Raw genomic sequence first — 15,473 nt, forward strand, 5'->3', positions numbered from 1 at the left:
GTTTCAACGACGCTGCCGGACCGCGCCGGCGGCGATGGCGGGATGCAGCAGAACCTCTGCAACCAGATCATCGATCTCTCGTGACGAATCGAGCCGCAGGACTGGGGCCGTCTGCGTTTCCAACCATTGCTCATGCGCCGCGAGGCTGCGACGTTCCGGGCCAGCCGTGTCGTAACTTGCCGCCCATTCCATGAATTCCCCGCTCTTGATTTCCATATCGCCGCCGGGCCCGATCCTGTCTCCGTAGCGGGCAATCTCCCGCGCACGGATGCGCGCCATCCGCAGCTCCGGCTCAATCCTGAGGAACACGATCAGATCATAGAACGGCTCGATCTGCCTCGCCCATTTCAGCGCCGATCCGGAGAGGATCCAGCCGTCATGCCGTGCCGCCTCGGCAAGAAGCAGTCTTATGCGTTCTTCGGCGTCGCGCGGCGTCGTGAATGGCGGATCGGTCGGCAGCCAAAAGAAATCATCGGTATCGAGATGGGCGATATCAAGCCGTTCGGCAAGCGTATGGCCGAGCGATGTCGTGCCGGAACCGGAGGCACCCATGATATGAACATGCACCACGACTGTCCCTCCGAAAACTGCTCTCGATGCGACCATGGGATAGCCGATGCATGTGACGTCAATCTGACGCCGCGCTGAGCACGTGGCGATCGGAGAGCCGGAATTCCAGCATCAGATTGCGCTGCAGGATCGAGTGGTTGTCGTCCGACACCATAATGATATTGACCGTGCCGTCGGCGGCCTGGAACACGTCAAGTCCTTCCATATTGTCAATCTGTGAGTTGAAATTGCCTTCGATCAGCAATTCGCCATCGACGACGGCCCCCGGCCGGATATCGGCGCCTTTGATGCGTCGAAGCCGCATGCCGATGCCTTCGGCCATATTGAACCGCCGCTCCAGGAGCAGCAGGTCGCCGTCCGGCAGGAAGGCGCCGTCGGTAACGTCGAAGCTGCCGTCGCGTTTGATCGAGAACACCCCTTTCAGCGGGCCGCTGAGAATGGCCGCCATCCGGTTGCCCTCGCTATCGAGACCGCGCTCGGAGACAATGACCATGCCGCCCTTCAACGGACTGGAGGCGGGCGCCACGGCAATGGTTTCGATACCGCGATTATCGCTCAGCATCGTGCGCGGGATGAGGATCGGCAGGGTCGCGATCGCGCGCGATTCCGCAAAGCCGGGATCGGGATAGGCGTCGACGCGATGATCTTGCTCGAAAGAGACCAAAATGCGGTCGCCGTCGAGCGCCAGGCCCTCGGCATCCATATAGCCCTTGCCCTCGAGGCTGCGGCCGGCGCGGTTCTTCATCGGGGTAATCTCGACCTGAGAAAGGCCCGAAAGCCTGCCCCCGGCATCGCGCTCGATGCTGCCGGTCAGCCACTGGCCGGTATCGAGCACGACGACGAAGTGTTTCTGGTCCGGCCGGAAACGGATTGAGGAAAGCGACCCGAACAGCGCGCGGCTGGAAACCATCTCCAGCCCACCGAGAAATTCCAGCGATCCGAACTTCGTCTGCGACGATCCGATCCTGAAATCGGTAATTTGCCGGCTAATGACGGGGATTTCGTCGCCGGCCATCGCTGCGGGAGCGCCCCCTGCGAGGCACAGCGAGACCGATGCCGCGCGGCAGAGGCGCTTGACCATCATTCCACGTGTTTCCTTGCAGGAGCGTCAGCCGGCACGGCGCAACCGGCCGCCGCGCGGCTGGGCGGATTGATCTTCGAAGAGTGAGGCAAGCTGTTCGGTCATCGCCCCGGCAAGCTCGTCCGCATCGACGATCGTCACGGCTCGGCGATAGTAGCGTGTCACGTCATGACCGATGCCGATCGCCAGCATTTCGACAGGCGAGCGCGTCTCGATCTGCTCGATGACGGCGCGCAGATGCCGTTCGAGATAATTGCCCGGATTGACCGACAGCGTCGAATCGTCGACCGGCGCCCCGTCCGAGATCATCATCAGAATGCGGCGCTGCTCGCGGCGGGCGAGCAGGCGGTTATGCGCCCAGATCAGCGCCTCGCCGTCAATGTTTTCCTTGAGCAGCCCTTCGCGCATCATCAGCCCGAGATTGGCGCGTGCGCGCCGCCAGGGTGCGTCGGCCGACTTGTAGATGATGTGACGCAGGTCGTTGAGACGACCGGGCGTCTGCGGTTTGCCGCCGGCGAGCCAGGTTTCACGCGCCTGCCCGCCCTTCCAGGCCTTTGTCGTAAAGCCGAGAATCTCGACCTTGACGCCGCAGCGTTCCAGCGTCCGGGCGAGAATGTCGGCGCAGGTGGCAGCCACGGTGATCGGCCGACCGCGCATGGAACCGGAATTGTCGATGAGCAGCGTGACGACAGTGTCGCGGAACTGCGTGTCGCGCTCCATCTTGAAGGAGAGCGGCTGCATCGGATCGATGATGATGCGCTGCAACCGGGCCGTATCCAGATAACCCTCCTCCAGATCGAAATCCCAGGAGCGGTTCTGCTGCGCCATCAAGCGGCGCTGCAGCCGGTTGGCAAGACGCCCGACCGCGCCCTGCAGATGCGCCAGCTGCTTGTCGAGGAAGGCGCGCAGGCGCTCCAGCTCGGCGGCGTCGCAGAGTTCCTCGGCGGTGATGATCTCGTCGAACTCTTCGGTATAGACGTGATAATCGACCTTTTCGTTGAAATCGGCAAAAGGCGTGTTCGGACGGCGGGTCTCGCCCGGCGTTTCGGAATCGTCCTCGCCCTCTTCCATCATGTCGTCGTCGGAGATTTCGGCGCCTTCAGTCTCGCCGTCCTCCATCTGCTCGTCGGAGACTTCGCTGTCCTCGACGGGGGCGGCATCGGTGCCGGCATCCTCGTCGACTTCGTCCTGATCCTGCTCGTCGCCGCTCGGCTGTTCTTCCTGCTCCGACTGATCGTCATTGTCGGCTTCGCTGTCGTCGTCGCCATACTCCTCGGCCATCTCCATCGCCGACAGCATGTTGCGGACGACCTTGGCGAAGGCTTGCTGGTCGTTGATCGCGCCCGACAGGTTAGCGAGTTCAGCCCCCGCCTTGTCTTCGATGAAACCGCGCCAGAGATCGAGCACCTTGCCGGCGGTTTCAGGCGGACGTTGGCCGGTCAGCTTCTCGCGCACCATCATGGCGACGGCTTCGCCGATCGGCGCGTCTTCCTGGCGCTCGATACCGGTGAAATTCGCCTTGGCATATTTCTCTTCCGTCATGGAGCGCAGGTTCGCCGCCACGCCCTCCATGCGCAGCGTGCCGATCGATTCGACACGCGCCTGCTCGACCGCATCGAAGATCGCCCGGGCGTCCGAGCCCTGCGGCGCCATGGTCGTATGCATCTTCTCGTCATGGCAGGCGAGGCGCAACGCCATGGAATCGCCGAGCCCGCGGGTGACCGCCAGCTCATGCGCCGTCGGCCGCTTGGAAAGCTCCGGCAGCCGGATGCGCTCGCCGGTCATACCAGGCCGTTCATTGGCGAAGGTCACCTCCACATCGCCGTCGCCGGCGATCGAGCGGACGCAACCGGATATCGCCCGGCGCAACGGCTCGACGTCGACGGGCGCACCGGGCTTTGCTTTCGAATTGTCACCGCGAGCTGCCATGGTCGGTCGGGCCTCAGGCTCCGAGGACGATGTTGGCGGCGCTTTCCTTCAGCTCCACGCCGAAGGCGCGCTGATAGTGCTCGGCGACCAGCGGGCGCTCCAGCTCGTCGCACTTGTTAAGGAAGGTGACGCGGAAGGCAAAGGCGAGGTCGCCAAAGATTTCGGCATTCTCGGCCCAGGTGATGACCGTGCGCGGGCTCATGACGGTCGAAAGATCGCCGTTCATGAAGGCGGCGCGCGTGAGATCGGCAACGCGAACCATCTTCGAGACGATATCGCGCCCTTCCCTGTCCTTGCCGAAGCTCTTCACCTTGGCGGCGACGATGTTCACTTCGTGATCATGCGGCAGGTAGTTCAACGTCGTCACGATCGACCAGCGGTCCATCTGCGCCTGGTTGATCTGCTGCGTGCCGTGATAGAGGCCTGTGGTGTCACCGAGGCCGATCGTATTGGCAGTGGCAAACAGGCGGAAAGCGGGGTGCGGCCGGATGACGCGACTCTGGTCGAGCAGCGTCAGGCGGCCGGACGATTCCAGCACGCGCTGGATGACGAACATCACATCGGGACGGCCGGCATCATATTCGTCGAAGACGAGCGCGACATTGTGTTGATAGGCCCAGGGCAGGATGCCGTCCTTGAACTCCGTGACCTGCAGCCCGTCCTTGACGACGATCGCGTCCTTGCCGACCAGATCGATACGGCTGACATGGCTGTCGAGGTTGATGCGCACGCAAGGCCAGTTGATGCGCGCCGCCACCTGTTCGATATGCGAGGATTTGCCCGTGCCGTGGTAGCCGGAGATCATCACGCGACGGTTATGCGCGAAGCCTGCGAGAATGGCGAGCGTCGTCTCGCGGTCGAACAGGTAGTCGGGATCGAGATCCGGCACATAGGCGTCACCCTTGCTGTAGGCGGGAACGCGGATGTCGGAATCGATGCCGAAGGTCTCGCGGACCGAAACGGTGGTGTCGGGCAGTTCTGAAATATCGAGGTCGATCTTGCTCATCATGTCTCCAAGGCGGGTGAAGCCACCCGGCCAAACTGTCTCAGGCCATGTCGCAACCGTGACGCCGCGATTTTATTCCGCGCCCGTCCAGGTCGGAACGTCGGCGATACTTCTCCGGGACTGAAACGAAACCTCGGCGGGATGATGACCGCGTGCGAGCATTCTTGAAAGAGTCCCGGACAAGAAACGCCGCGTCCGGAAGGTCGGCCGAGGCGATGTCGGGAAAACACGCAGATAGGAGCCGCGTTTGCCTGCGGCCTCAGCCGATTTGGACCATACCCGATTGAAGCCCAAGAGCAAGGACGGGAATTAACAAAAACCGTTCTGCTTCAACAATTGATAGGCCTGGATGACAGCGCGGAAGCGCTCTTCCGAGCCGCGGTCACCGCCATTGGCATCCGGATGGTGCTTCTTGACCAGCTCCTTGTAGCGGCTCTTGATCTCTGCCGACGTCGCGTTGGCATGCAGACCCATCGTGTCGAAGGCTTTGCTTTCGAGCGATTTCAGCTTGCGTGCCTGGGGAAAGCGCGGGCCGTTGCCCTTGCCGCCTTCCTTGACGAAGCCGAAGGGATCGCGAACGCGTGTATAGGCGCCGGAGCGTACCTCGGAATGCAGCGGACTGTCCTTCGCCGCCTTGTTGACGCCGACGGTCCATGTCGGCCGATGGCCGGTGATCGCCTCTTTCTGGTAGCGCGCGATCTCGCCGTCCGAAAGGCCGGAGAAATAATTGTAGCCCTTGTTGTATTCCTTGACGTGCTCGAAGCAGAACAAAAAGAACTGGCCTTCCGCATTGCGCCCTACCGGAGCGCGATGCGAGCCTTTTTTGTCGCAGCCGTCCCACTGGCAGGTAGGCGGCGCCTGCTCTGCCTCCTGCTCGCGTTTGCGGCGTGTGCGGATGCGATCGAAATATTTGGAATCAAGTCTCATGGCGGCGCTAATTATGAGGCTGTCGCGAGGCGACAACAAGAATTGACAAATGGGAATGTTGCTGGCTTGGTGGGAACCCTTTTCGCGAAGCAGCAAGACCGGATGATGACCCTGCGATCCCGCATCGAAGAAAAACTTGTCGAAGCCTTCGCACCCGAACGCTTGAGCGTCATCGACGAAAGCCATCTGCATGCCGGCCACCAGCCTGACATCACAGGCACCGGCGAAACCCACATGCGGGTGAGGATCGTTTCGGCAAAATTTGCCGGCCTCTCCCGCCTGGCGCGCCACCGGGCGATCACCGACCTGTTGAAACCGGAGCTCGATGCCGGCCTGCACGCGCTGGCCGTCGAACCGGCGGCACCGGGTGAACCCACCCGCTGGTAGCGGCCCAGCAGCCTATATGGGTATAAGGCGCAGGCAATCCAACCGGATCACACCGGTTTCGTATCGTCTTCCTGCGCGGGGCGGATGCGCAGCTTGGTGATGCGGTTTTTCTCCCGCTTCATGACGACGAAACGTTTGCCGTAGAAGGTGAAGGCCTGACGCTCTTCCGGGATGGTCATCGATTCATGGATGACGAGGCCGGCGATGGTCGTCGCCTCCTCGTCGGGCAGGTTCCAGTCGAGCGCGCGGTTGAGATCGCGGATCGGCACACTGCCATCGACGACGACCGAGCCGTCCGCCTCCTGGCGCACGCCCTGCATCTCGATATCGTGCTCGTCGGAAATGTCGCCGACGATTTCCTCGAGAATATCCTCCAGCGTGACGATGCCCTGAACCTCGCCATATTCGTCGACGACGACGGCGAAATGCTGCTTGCGTCGCAGGAAGGCGTTGAGCTGGTCCTCGAGATTGGTGCTGTCCGGCACGAACCAGGGCTTCTGCGCGATCTTCACGATATCGAGATTCTGCGGCTCCATGTGCGGTTCGGCAAGCGCCCGCAAGAGATCCTTGGCGTGGACGACGCCGATGATGTTGTCGATCGTGCCGCGCCACAGCGGCATGCGCGTATAGGGGCTTTCGAGAATGGCGCGCACCACCGCTTCCGGCGGATCGTCGGCATTGATCGCCCGCATCTTGGTGCGATGGACCATGATGTCGGAGAGTTCCAGCTGGCTGAGGTCAAGCACGCCGCCGAGGCGGTCGCGGTCGGCCTTCACTACCGATCCCTCGCGGTGCAGGAGATCGACGGCGCCGCGCAGCTCCTCATGCGCCGTCAGCATCGAAACTTCCCGCGAAAGATTGATGCCGAACAGCGCCAGGATCCGCCGCACAAGCGCGTTGACGAAGGAGGACACCGGGCCGACGATGGCGACGAAGAGTCTCGTGGGAAATGCGACGGCAAGCGCGAAGCGTTCCGGCGCCGAGATCGCCCAGCTCTTCGGCAGCACTTCGGCGAAGATGACGAGGATGATGGTCATGGCGAGCGTCGCCAGCGCCACGCCCGAACTGCCGAACAGCCCGAGGAAGAGGCTGGTGGCGATCGAGGAGGAGAGGATGTTGGCAAGATTGTTGCCGATCAGCAGCGTACCGATCAGCCGGTCGCGCCGTTCGATCAGCTGACGGACGAGGCCGGCGCGTTCGTCGCCGTTGACCTCAAGCGTGTGGATACGGCTGCGCGAAACGGCGGTGAGCGCAGTCTCCGTGCCGGAACAGAAGGCGGACATCAGTACGAGCGCCATGATCGAAAGGATCTCCGGCCAATAGGCCGCGACAAATGTCAGAACGCCTTCGATCGTCGTCAAGGATGTTTTTCCCTGAGAAAACTGAGCACTTCGGATGCCGGAACATCGTCGGCGACGAAGGACTGGCCGATACCGCGCGTCAGGATGAAGGTGAGCTTGCCGCTCTTGACCTTCTTGTCCTGTGCGATCGCCTCCATCAGCGATTCCGCCGGCGGCAGCTCGCCAGGAATTTCGGCCATGGTAGTCGGCAAGCCGACCTCCTTCAGATGCCGCTCGACGCGCCGTGCATCGTCGGGACTCGCAAGATTCATTCGTGCGGAAAACTCATGCGCCAGCACCATGCCGATCGACACGCCTTCACCGTGCACGAGGCGGCGGCTGTCATAGGCGGTCGCCGCTTCCAGCGCATGGCCGAACGTATGGCCGAGATTGAGCAGCGCCCGCTGGCCGGTCTCCCGCTCGTCGGCAACGACGACATCGGCTTTCGCCTGGCAGCTGGCAGCGATTGCCTCAATGCGGGCGGAGCCGCCTGTAAACACCGACTTCCAGTTCGCTTCCAGCCAGGCGAAAAAATCCGGTTTGTCGATCAGCCCATACTTTGCGATCTCGGCGTAACCTGCGCGGAATTCTCGCTCGCTCAGTGTATTCAGCACCTCCGTATCGGCCAGAACCAGGTCCGGCTGATGGAAGACGCCGATCAGATTCTTGCCATGGCGAGGGGAATTGATGCCGGTCTTGCCGCCGACGGAGGAATCGACCTGCGCCAGCAGCGAAGTCGGCACCTGCACGAAGCGCACGCCGCGGCGGACGATGCCGGCCGCAAAGCCAGAGAGATCACCGATCACACCGCCGCCGAGCGCGATCACGCAGTCGTTGCGCTCGACGCGGGCTTCGAGCACCTTGTCGCAGACATCGATGAGGTGTTCGAAGCTCTTCGTCTTTTCGCCGGCCGGCACCACGACCTCGGCCGAGACAATACCTGCCGCATTCAGGCTCGCGGCGAGGGTCTCGAGATAGAGCGGTGCGACATTCCCGTCGGTGATGATCGCCGCCTTGCGGGCCTTGAGACGCGAGGCGATCTCGGCGCCGGCCCGCCCAATCAGCCCCGGCCCGATCAGGATGTCATATGCGCGCTCGCCGAGCGGCACATGCACCGTCTGGTCTGATGAGGTGGAGCTTATCGCATTCATGATGCTGCACTTTCTTTCTGTTCGACCACGGCCTTCAGCACCTCGTCTGCCATGATTTCCTTGCGCACATCACGCGAGAGTACGGTGAGATCTGCCTGCGCATAGATCGGATAACGCGCGTTCATCAGGTTTTCGAGGGTCTGCTTCGGATTTTCGGTCTTGAGCAGTGGCCGCGTGTCACGCTTGTTGACCCGCTCCCAAAGCACGTCGAGGTCCGCCTTCAGCCAGATCGAAAGGCCGCACTTCTTGATATGCCTGCGCGTGCGGTCGTTGATGAAGGCGCCGCCGCCGGTGGAGACGACGCGTGGTCCACCCTTGAGGAGCCGTTTCATCACCCGCGTTTCCAACGCCCGGAACTCTTCTTCGCCATAGGCTGCGAAAAGTTCGGCGATCGTCATGCGCGACACCCGCTCGATTTCATGATCGCTGTCGATGAAGGGAATGCCGAGTTGGCTGGCGACGATGCGCCCGACGGAGGATTTGCCGGCGCCCATCAGCCCGACGAGGACCAGATTGCGTGAACCGAGCGCAGCGCGAGCTCTGTCTTTCAGGCTGTCAGCAACGGTCAGCAGCGGTTCACTCATCGGTCCATTCACACTTTGTTTGCAAACCGTATCGACAAATGCAGGTGGAGCGTCAAGTCGCGGACAAGGGAATCATGGCTTGAATAGCGCTTCTTGCACTTGCGAATACGCTTCTTATAACAGAAGCAGAGCATGAAGGAGTTGCCGGATGCCGACCCTGTTCCGTTTCCTGTTCTTCTGCGCGATCCTCGCCGGGGCGGTTTACGGAGCGATGTGGGCGCTCGTGACCTTCGTCGAGCCGCAGCAGCGCGACGTGACGATCCGTATTCCCTCCGAGCGGGTCAACCCGCCGGCGACGGGCACGATCAACACGACAGGGAAGTGAGTGAGATGATGGATCTAAGCCGCGTCCACGTGGAATCCTTCCTGGAAATGATGAGCGCCGAACGCGGCGCTGCCGCCAACACCCTGCAATCCTACCAGCGCGACCTCGACGATGTCAGCGCTTTCCTGAATGGCCGCAGCATAAGGTTGACCGAAGCCGCCTCGACCGACCTGGCCGCCTATCTCGCCTCGCTGGCGCGCCAGGGCTTCAAGCCCTCCTCGCAGGCACGCCGGCTTGCCGCCATGCGGCAATTCTACAAGTTCCTCTATGCCGAGGGCCTGCGGACCGACGACCCCACCGGTGTTCTCGACGCGCCGAAGAAGGGGCGTCCGCTGCCGAAGACGATGGGGGTCGAGGAGGTCGGCCGCCTGCTGTCCCAAGCGCAGGCCGAGGCCGACGATCCGGCCCCCGGCCAGTTGCAGCGCCTGCGAATGCTGGCGCTGCTGGAGCTGCTCTATGCCACCGGCATGCGCGTCAGCGAACTCGTCTCGCTTCCCGCCCGCGTGCTCGACCAGGAGGGCCGCTTCCTGATGATCCGCGGCAAGGGCAACAAGGAGCGGCTGGTGCCGCTGTCGCATTCGGCGATCGCAGCCCTGAAGTCGTATGGGCGCCTGCTGGCGGCCGAAACCGCCGCGGCGAAGGAGCCGCTGGAAAGCGCCTGGCTGTTTCCAGCCGTCTCCAAGGAGGGATATCTGCCGCGCCAGGTCTTCGCACGCGACCTCAAGAACCTGGCGATCCGCGCCGGCCTGACGCCGTCGCTGATCTCGCCGCACGTCATGCGCCACGCCTTTGCCAGCCACCTGCTTGCCAACGGAGCCGATCTCCGTGTCGTGCAGGAACTCCTCGGCCATTCGGACATTTCGACCACACAGATCTACACACATGTCCTCGAAGAGCGGCTGCAGCAGCTCGTCCAGACGCATCACCCCCTTGCCAAACAGGCGAAAAAGCACGAATAGGACCGGCGACAAGGGGCGGAGCCAGGAAAACGCCCCGCGGCACAAGGAACGGAAACGCACCTCATGCACAATTATCTCGACTTCGAAAAGCCGATCTCCGACCTCGAAGGCAAGATCATCGAGCTGAAGAAGCTCGCAACGGAAGACGAGAGCATCGACACCACCGATGAAATCGGAAGGCTGGAGGTTCGCGTCCGCGAGGCGATCGTCGAAATCTATTCCAAGCTTAATGCCTGGCAGAAGACGCAGGTCGCCCGCCACCCGCAGCGCCCGCATTTCATCGATTACGCCAAGACGCTGTTTCAGGAATTCACCCCGCTTGCCGGCGACCGCAAGTTTTCCGAGGACGCCGCCATCCAGGCGGGCCTCGCCCGCTTTCGCGGCCAGCCCGTCGCCGTCATCGGCCAGGAAAAGGGCAACGACACCAAGACGCGCCTGAAGCACAATTTCGGCAGCCCACGCCCTGAAGGCTACCGCAAGGCGATCCGCATTCTTGAAATGGCCGACCGTTTCGGCCTGCCTGTGATTTCGCTGGTGGATACGGCCGGCGCCTATCCCGGTGTCGGCGCCGAGGAGCGCGGCCAGGCCGAGGCGATCGCCCGTTCGACGGAAATGTGTCTCGGCGTCAAGGTTCCCCTCGTTTCCGTCGTCATCGGCGAGGGCGGCTCGGGCGGCGCGATCGCGATTGCCACCGGCAACAGGGTCTATATGCTCGAGCATTCGATCTACAGCGTCATTTCGCCGGAAGGGGCGGCCTCCATCCTCTGGCGCGATTCGACCCGCGCCCGAGAAGCGGCCACCAACATGAAGATCACCGCCGAAGACCTGAAATCGCTCGGCGTCATCGACGGCATCATTTCCGAGCCGCTCGGCGGCGCCCATCGCGACCCCGACAGCGTCATCGCCGCAACCGGCGACGTGATTGCCAATGCGCTCGGCGAAATGGCATCGCGTTCCGGCGAACAGCTGCGCAATGAGCGGCGTCAGAAATTCCTCAATATGGGGCGCAACCTCTAAGGCAAGTTGCGCTTTTCAGCGATTGGGGCCAAATCTTGGCCACATTGATATTATCTGTAACATTCGCGCTTGCGGGGATGTTCGAGGCACGTCATAGGCTGGTAAGGTTTTATAAAGTATAAGCCGCCTATGATTCCTTCCAATGCCCGAACTCCATAGGCGGACCGGGTCGCACTATCTTTATGGGCTAGTTTGGATGCGCATACGTCATTTTGCCTATGTTTCCCTCATGGCGCTGGCTCTCACCGGCTGCAATGACGCGTTGGAAACCGCGCAGGTCGATCTCTCCAAGGTCAAGAACAAGGTCGAGCAGCCGCTTCCTCCCCATATCCTCAACGCCATGGCCGCCAAGGGCATGGACCGCAATTCGCCCATCATGATCCGCATCTTCAAGGAAGAAGGTGCAATGGAGATCTGGAAAGCGAAGACCGACAACCGTTTCGACAAGATCGCCGATTACAAGATCTGCGCCTGGTCCGGCCGCCTCGGTCCGAAGGTCAAGACCGGCGACCGGCAGGCGCCGGAAGGCTTCTACGAGCTGACACGCGCCAACCTGAACCCGAATTCCAAATATTATCTGGCGATCAACACCGGCTTCCCGAACCGCTACGACGCGGTGAACGGCCGCACCGGCTCCGATCTGATGATCCATGGCGCCTGCTCGTCCTCGGGCTGCTATTCGATGACCGACCAGCAGGTGCTGGAGATCTACGCCTTTGCCCGCGACGCTTTCAAGGGCGGCCAGTCGACGGTGCAGCTGCAGGCGTTTCCGTTCCGCATGACGGCGGAAAACATGGTCAAGCATCGTCTCGACCCGAACAATGACTTCTGGAAGATGCTGAAGGTCGGCTACGACAATTTCGAAGTGACGAAGCGCCCGCCCGAGGTCAATGTCTGCGAGAAGAAATACGTCTTCAACCAGCAGGCAACCGATGGCGGGGCCTTCAATGCCGCCGGCAAATGCCCTGCCATGTCGACGCCGCCGGCACTGACAGCAGCCCTTGCCTCCTACGGCAAGACCTATGACGCCGAATATGCCAAGGCGATGAGCAAATATGACGGCATGGCCTGGTACGACCCGTCCGAAGCCGAGCGCAAAGCCGTGGTCGCCAAGACGCGCAAGGGCCGAGAACTGGCTTATGCCCCGACTGGCACCTCGCTCGAAGCCGGCCGCATGGTCAAGGTCGCCGAACTCGAAGAGCTGATGGCCAAGCGCACGACGCAGAGCCTCACCGCCAACTCCGCGGCCGGCGCCACACCCGCAACGCCGGCCCAGCCGCAGGCAACGAGCGTCGCCGCCGCGACACCTGCGGTCGTGCCGGTGCCGATGCAAAATCCGCTCGCTTATGCCGCGCCCGCGCCCGAACCGCAGGAGACGGCAGAAGCCGCGGCAAAGAAGCCGTTCTGGAAATTCTGGGCGCGGAACTGAACGGCTTGAACCCCGTTCTCTATGATCTTCGCGGCCTGAAATGCCCATTGCCCGTGATGAAGACACGCAAGAAGCTTGCCGCCCTGGCAAGCGGCACGCTCATCCTCGTCGACACCAGCGATCCGCTGGCGGTGATCGACATGCCGCATTTCTGCAATGAGGACGGCCACGACCTGATCGAGACGGAAAAGACTGAGAGCGGTCATCGCTTCCTGATCCGCAAGCGGTAAAACATGTCGCCAGCGCATCGGCCTGAGAATCGGACGCGATAGGAACGACGCGGCGCGCTATTAGATTCGCAAACCCGGAATGGCGAGTGGATTGTCGGACAGCGCCTGACGATCCGGTGTGTCGATCCGCGGCTTGCCGAGGAAGGCGTCAAAGAGATCCTTCACGAAGGCCTCAGACAGGTCCTTGGTGATCAGCACCATACGGGTGCGCCGGTCTTGCGGATCCGGCCACGCCGGCAGCCGCACCGGCGGGTGGAAGATACTCTGGACGCCGTGCAGCACCAACGGCCGTTCCGGCCGGTCGGAGACGGAGACGATCGCCTTCATCCGCAGCAGCTTTTCGCCATGAGCCGAGCGCAAGAGATCGACGAACATTTCGAGCGCTATTGGATCGATCGGCTTCTCTTCGACGATGGAGAAAGACCGGATAGAAGCATCGTGACGATTGACGTCGTGCGGATCCTGACCCGCATGGCCGTGATCATGGCGGCGGCCATGGTGGTGGTGACGGTGATCGCCATCGTGAGCCTGACCGTGGCCGTGAGCGTGGTGATGCGCCTCATGCGCATCCTCATCCCGCAGCCAGCGGCCGACATCGGCGATCTTCGTCGCCGGATCATAGAGCCCGTTCACCAACACGGCGGCGCTGCCGGCCTCGGCGCCGTCGGCATCCATCATCGCCGCGCGCGGATTGAGCGTCCGCAAGCGCTGTTCCAGCTCCGCCGTTGCGCCGGCCATCGATGTCTTCGAGACGATCAGCCGGTCTGCGACGGCCGCCTGCTTGCGTGCTTCCTCGTGATTGTCGAGCGTCTGCAGTCCGTTGACCGCATCGACGACCGTCACGACGCCGTCGAGTTCGAAATTTGTGGCAATGACCGGATTGCCCATGATCGCCTGCATGACGGGCGCCGGATCGGCAAGGCCGGTCGTTTCGATGACGACGCGCTTCACCGGCTTGACGCGGCCCGTCTGCACGGCGTCCATCAGGTTCGCCAGTGTATCGACAAGCTCACCGCGCACGGTGCAGCAGAGACAGCCATCGGACAATTCGATGATCGAATCGCCGGAACTTTCGACCAGCAGATGGTCGATGCCGACATCACCGAACTCATTGATGATGACAGCCGCGTCCTTCATGTCGGGGTCTTTGAGGATACGGTTCAGCAGCGTCGATTTGCCGGCGCCGAGAAAGCCGGTCAAAATGGTGACCGGAATCCTGTCGTTGAACGCGCTCATATCTGCCTTACCTTGGAGCCATCTTGTCTTAGAACGCGGTCGGGCGCGGCAGCGGCACCGGCACGTTGGCGATGCCGCCAGCCGTATCGCCGGTCGCCACCTTTTCCGGCTGCTGCGGCGGCTGCGGGTCCTGCCCCGGAATGAGCCCGGCGAAGACGAATTGCGGGTCGTGGTCCATTTCCAGAATATAGGGCGAGTGCACCTTCATGCGGCCGACCTCGTCGCGCGTTTCGCTGCGTATCTTGGCGCCCTTGGCGCTGCAGATATCGGCGGTGATGTCGGTCACTTGGTCTTGTCCCGGCCCGTAGGGCTTCAACGAACCGAGCGTGTCGCTGCCGGGAAACTGCGTCGTAAAGCCCTTCTGCAACAGGTTCGCCGTCGCATCGGCACGCGCCGCGAGACTGTCCGTGCCGAGCACGACGGAAACTAGCGTGCGGCCGTTGCGCGTCGCCGAACCAATCTGGTTGAAGCCCGAGGCGCAGATGAAACCGGTCTTCATGCCGTCGGCGCCAGCGAAACGGCCGATCAGCATGTTGAGGTTCGGGACGTTCTGCTGGCCGGTGGTGAATCCTTCAAGCGCGAAATAGCTGGCATATTGCGGAAACTCGCGGCGCAGCGCCACCGTCAGCACCGCAAGGTCGCGCGCCGTGGTGTACTGGCCTTTGCCGGGCAGACCGTTCGGATTGACGAAGTGCGAATCCGTCATGCCGAGCTTCAGTGCCTCGCCGTTCATCCGGGTCACGAAACCTTCCTGCGTACCGCCAATGGCTTCTGCGACCGCAACCGCAATGTCGTTGGCTGACTTCACCATCAGGATCTTCAAGGCACTGTCGAGCGTCAGCTTCTGGCCCGGCTTGAAATACATCTTGGCGGCCGGTTGGGCGGCGGCGCGTTTGCTCATGACGATGGGCGTATCGAGGCTGATTTGACCGGCGCGGATCGCATCGAAGACGGTATAGACGGTCATCAGCTTGGTGAGCGAGGCCGGATACCACTTGCGGAAGGCTTCTTCGTGTTCGAGTACGCGGCCTGTCTGCACGTCGACGAGAATATGCGGATTGGCCTGAACGAGCGAAACCGAGGCGACAAAAGCGGCAGTCGCGGCAATCATGAAACGAAACGGCCGCATGGCGGCAAACAAACGGAAGTGGCTCGTCGACACGGTTCGTCCTTCAGATGTCCGGAAAATCTCGCAACCTTCATCTATCTAGCCTATATGGCTATGACATGGCAAAGGTCATTGACGAAGTATTTGCATGGGCCTCACGCCCTTTTGAAGCGACGAGTGATTGTCGGGATTTG

16 protein-coding genes are annotated in these 15,473 nt (G+C 62.1%); 6 read left to right on the forward strand and 10 right to left on the reverse strand.

Going from position 1 to position 15,473, the window contains the following annotated elements:
* Positions 1-3 precede the first annotated feature (3 nt).
* The 5 genes from HJC00_RS29440 to HJC00_RS29460 all read right to left on the reverse strand — a co-directional run bounded on the left by HJC00_RS29440 (position 4) and on the right by HJC00_RS29460 (position 5,513).
* Positions 4-570, reverse strand: coding sequence for an AAA family ATPase (locus tag HJC00_RS29440; RefSeq protein ID WP_221123582.1), 567 nt, complete (start codon positions 568-570; stop codon positions 4-6).
* 58 nt (positions 571-628) lie between these two features.
* Entirely contained in the window at positions 629-1,654 is a 1,026-nt protein-coding gene (locus tag HJC00_RS29445) for an esterase-like activity of phytase family protein (protein WP_210632896.1), read from the reverse strand.
* Positions 1,655-1,678: 24 nt separating this feature from the next.
* Complete coding sequence (gene cobT / locus HJC00_RS29450) at positions 1,679-3,580, reverse strand: cobaltochelatase subunit CobT (RefSeq protein WP_221103897.1); 1,902 nt, start codon at positions 3,578-3,580, stop codon at positions 1,679-1,681.
* 13 nt (positions 3,581-3,593) lie between these two features.
* Entirely contained in the window at positions 3,594-4,586 is a 993-nt protein-coding gene (gene cobS, locus HJC00_RS29455) for a cobaltochelatase subunit CobS (protein ID WP_210632898.1), read from the reverse strand.
* A gap of 309 nt (positions 4,587-4,895) precedes the next feature.
* The gene (locus HJC00_RS29460; protein ID WP_210632899.1) at positions 4,896-5,513 is read right to left on the reverse strand and encodes a J domain-containing protein; all 618 of its coding nucleotides are present in this window, start codon (positions 5,511-5,513) and stop codon (positions 4,896-4,898) included.
* 102 nt (positions 5,514-5,615) lie between these two features.
* Here HJC00_RS29460 and HJC00_RS29465 point away from each other — a divergent pair, with 102 nt between their 5' ends.
* A complete protein-coding gene (locus HJC00_RS29465) occupies positions 5,616-5,900 on the forward strand; it encodes a BolA family transcriptional regulator (RefSeq protein WP_210632900.1) in 285 nt (94 codons plus the stop codon).
* A gap of 47 nt (positions 5,901-5,947) precedes the next feature.
* Here the strand turns inward: HJC00_RS29465 and HJC00_RS29470 are convergent, their stop codons facing one another.
* Genes HJC00_RS29470 through HJC00_RS29480 form a run of 3 tightly spaced genes read right to left on the reverse strand, consistent with a single transcriptional unit; the run spans position 5,948 to position 8,975 of the window.
* Complete coding sequence (locus tag HJC00_RS29470; protein ID WP_210632901.1) at positions 5,948-7,261, reverse strand: HlyC/CorC family transporter; 1,314 nt, start codon at positions 7,259-7,261, stop codon at positions 5,948-5,950.
* Positions 7,258-8,391, reverse strand: coding sequence for a 3-dehydroquinate synthase (gene aroB, locus HJC00_RS29475; protein WP_221156634.1), 1,134 nt, complete (start codon positions 8,389-8,391; stop codon positions 7,258-7,260). The genes HJC00_RS29470 and aroB overlap by 4 nt, the downstream gene beginning before the upstream one ends.
* Positions 8,388-8,975 carry a shikimate kinase gene (locus HJC00_RS29480; RefSeq protein WP_221156632.1) on the reverse strand — a complete coding sequence of 196 codons (588 nt, stop codon included), beginning with the start codon at positions 8,973-8,975 and terminating at the stop codon, positions 8,388-8,390. Before HJC00_RS29480 ends, aroB begins: the two co-directional genes overlap by 4 nt.
* 148 nt (positions 8,976-9,123) lie before the next feature.
* Here HJC00_RS29480 and HJC00_RS29485 point away from each other — a divergent pair, with 148 nt between their 5' ends.
* The 5 genes from HJC00_RS29485 (at position 9,124) to HJC00_RS29505 (ending at position 12,935) form a co-directional block, all read left to right on the forward strand.
* Entirely contained in the window at positions 9,124-9,300 is a 177-nt protein-coding gene (locus HJC00_RS29485) for a hypothetical protein (protein WP_221156631.1), read from the forward strand.
* 5 nt (positions 9,301-9,305) lie between these two features.
* Complete coding sequence (xerD, locus tag HJC00_RS29490; protein ID WP_221165048.1) at positions 9,306-10,259, forward strand: site-specific tyrosine recombinase XerD; 954 nt, start codon at positions 9,306-9,308, stop codon at positions 10,257-10,259.
* Positions 10,260-10,322: 63 nt separating this feature from the next.
* Positions 10,323-11,276 (forward strand): acetyl-CoA carboxylase carboxyltransferase subunit alpha, encoded by a 954-nt coding sequence (locus HJC00_RS29495; protein WP_210632906.1) that lies wholly within the window; start codon positions 10,323-10,325, stop codon positions 11,274-11,276.
* A 196-nt stretch (positions 11,277-11,472) separates the two neighbouring features.
* Complete coding sequence (locus tag HJC00_RS29500) at positions 11,473-12,705, forward strand: murein L,D-transpeptidase family protein (protein WP_210632907.1); 1,233 nt, start codon at positions 11,473-11,475, stop codon at positions 12,703-12,705.
* 5 nt (positions 12,706-12,710) lie between these two features.
* Entirely contained in the window at positions 12,711-12,935 is a 225-nt protein-coding gene (locus tag HJC00_RS29505; protein WP_210632908.1) for a sulfurtransferase TusA family protein, read from the forward strand.
* Positions 12,936-12,995: 60 nt separating this feature from the next.
* On the opposite strand, the gene HJC00_RS29510 is transcribed toward HJC00_RS29505, so the two are convergent.
* Together HJC00_RS29510 and HJC00_RS29515 are read right to left on the reverse strand one after the other, a co-directional pair.
* Positions 12,996-14,171 carry a GTP-binding protein gene (locus HJC00_RS29510; protein WP_221165049.1) on the reverse strand — a complete coding sequence of 392 codons (1,176 nt, stop codon included), beginning with the start codon at positions 14,169-14,171 and terminating at the stop codon, positions 12,996-12,998.
* Positions 14,172-14,199: 28 nt separating this feature from the next.
* Positions 14,200-15,333: a D-alanyl-D-alanine carboxypeptidase family protein gene (locus tag HJC00_RS29515; RefSeq protein ID WP_210632910.1), complete on the reverse strand. Its 1,134-nt coding sequence runs from the start codon at positions 15,331-15,333 to the stop codon at positions 14,200-14,202.
* Positions 15,334-15,473: the final 140 nt, after the last annotated feature.

The organism is Rhizobium sp. NLR22b (assembly GCF_019685295.1).
Taxonomy (GTDB): Bacteria; Pseudomonadota; Alphaproteobacteria; order Rhizobiales; family Rhizobiaceae; genus Rhizobium.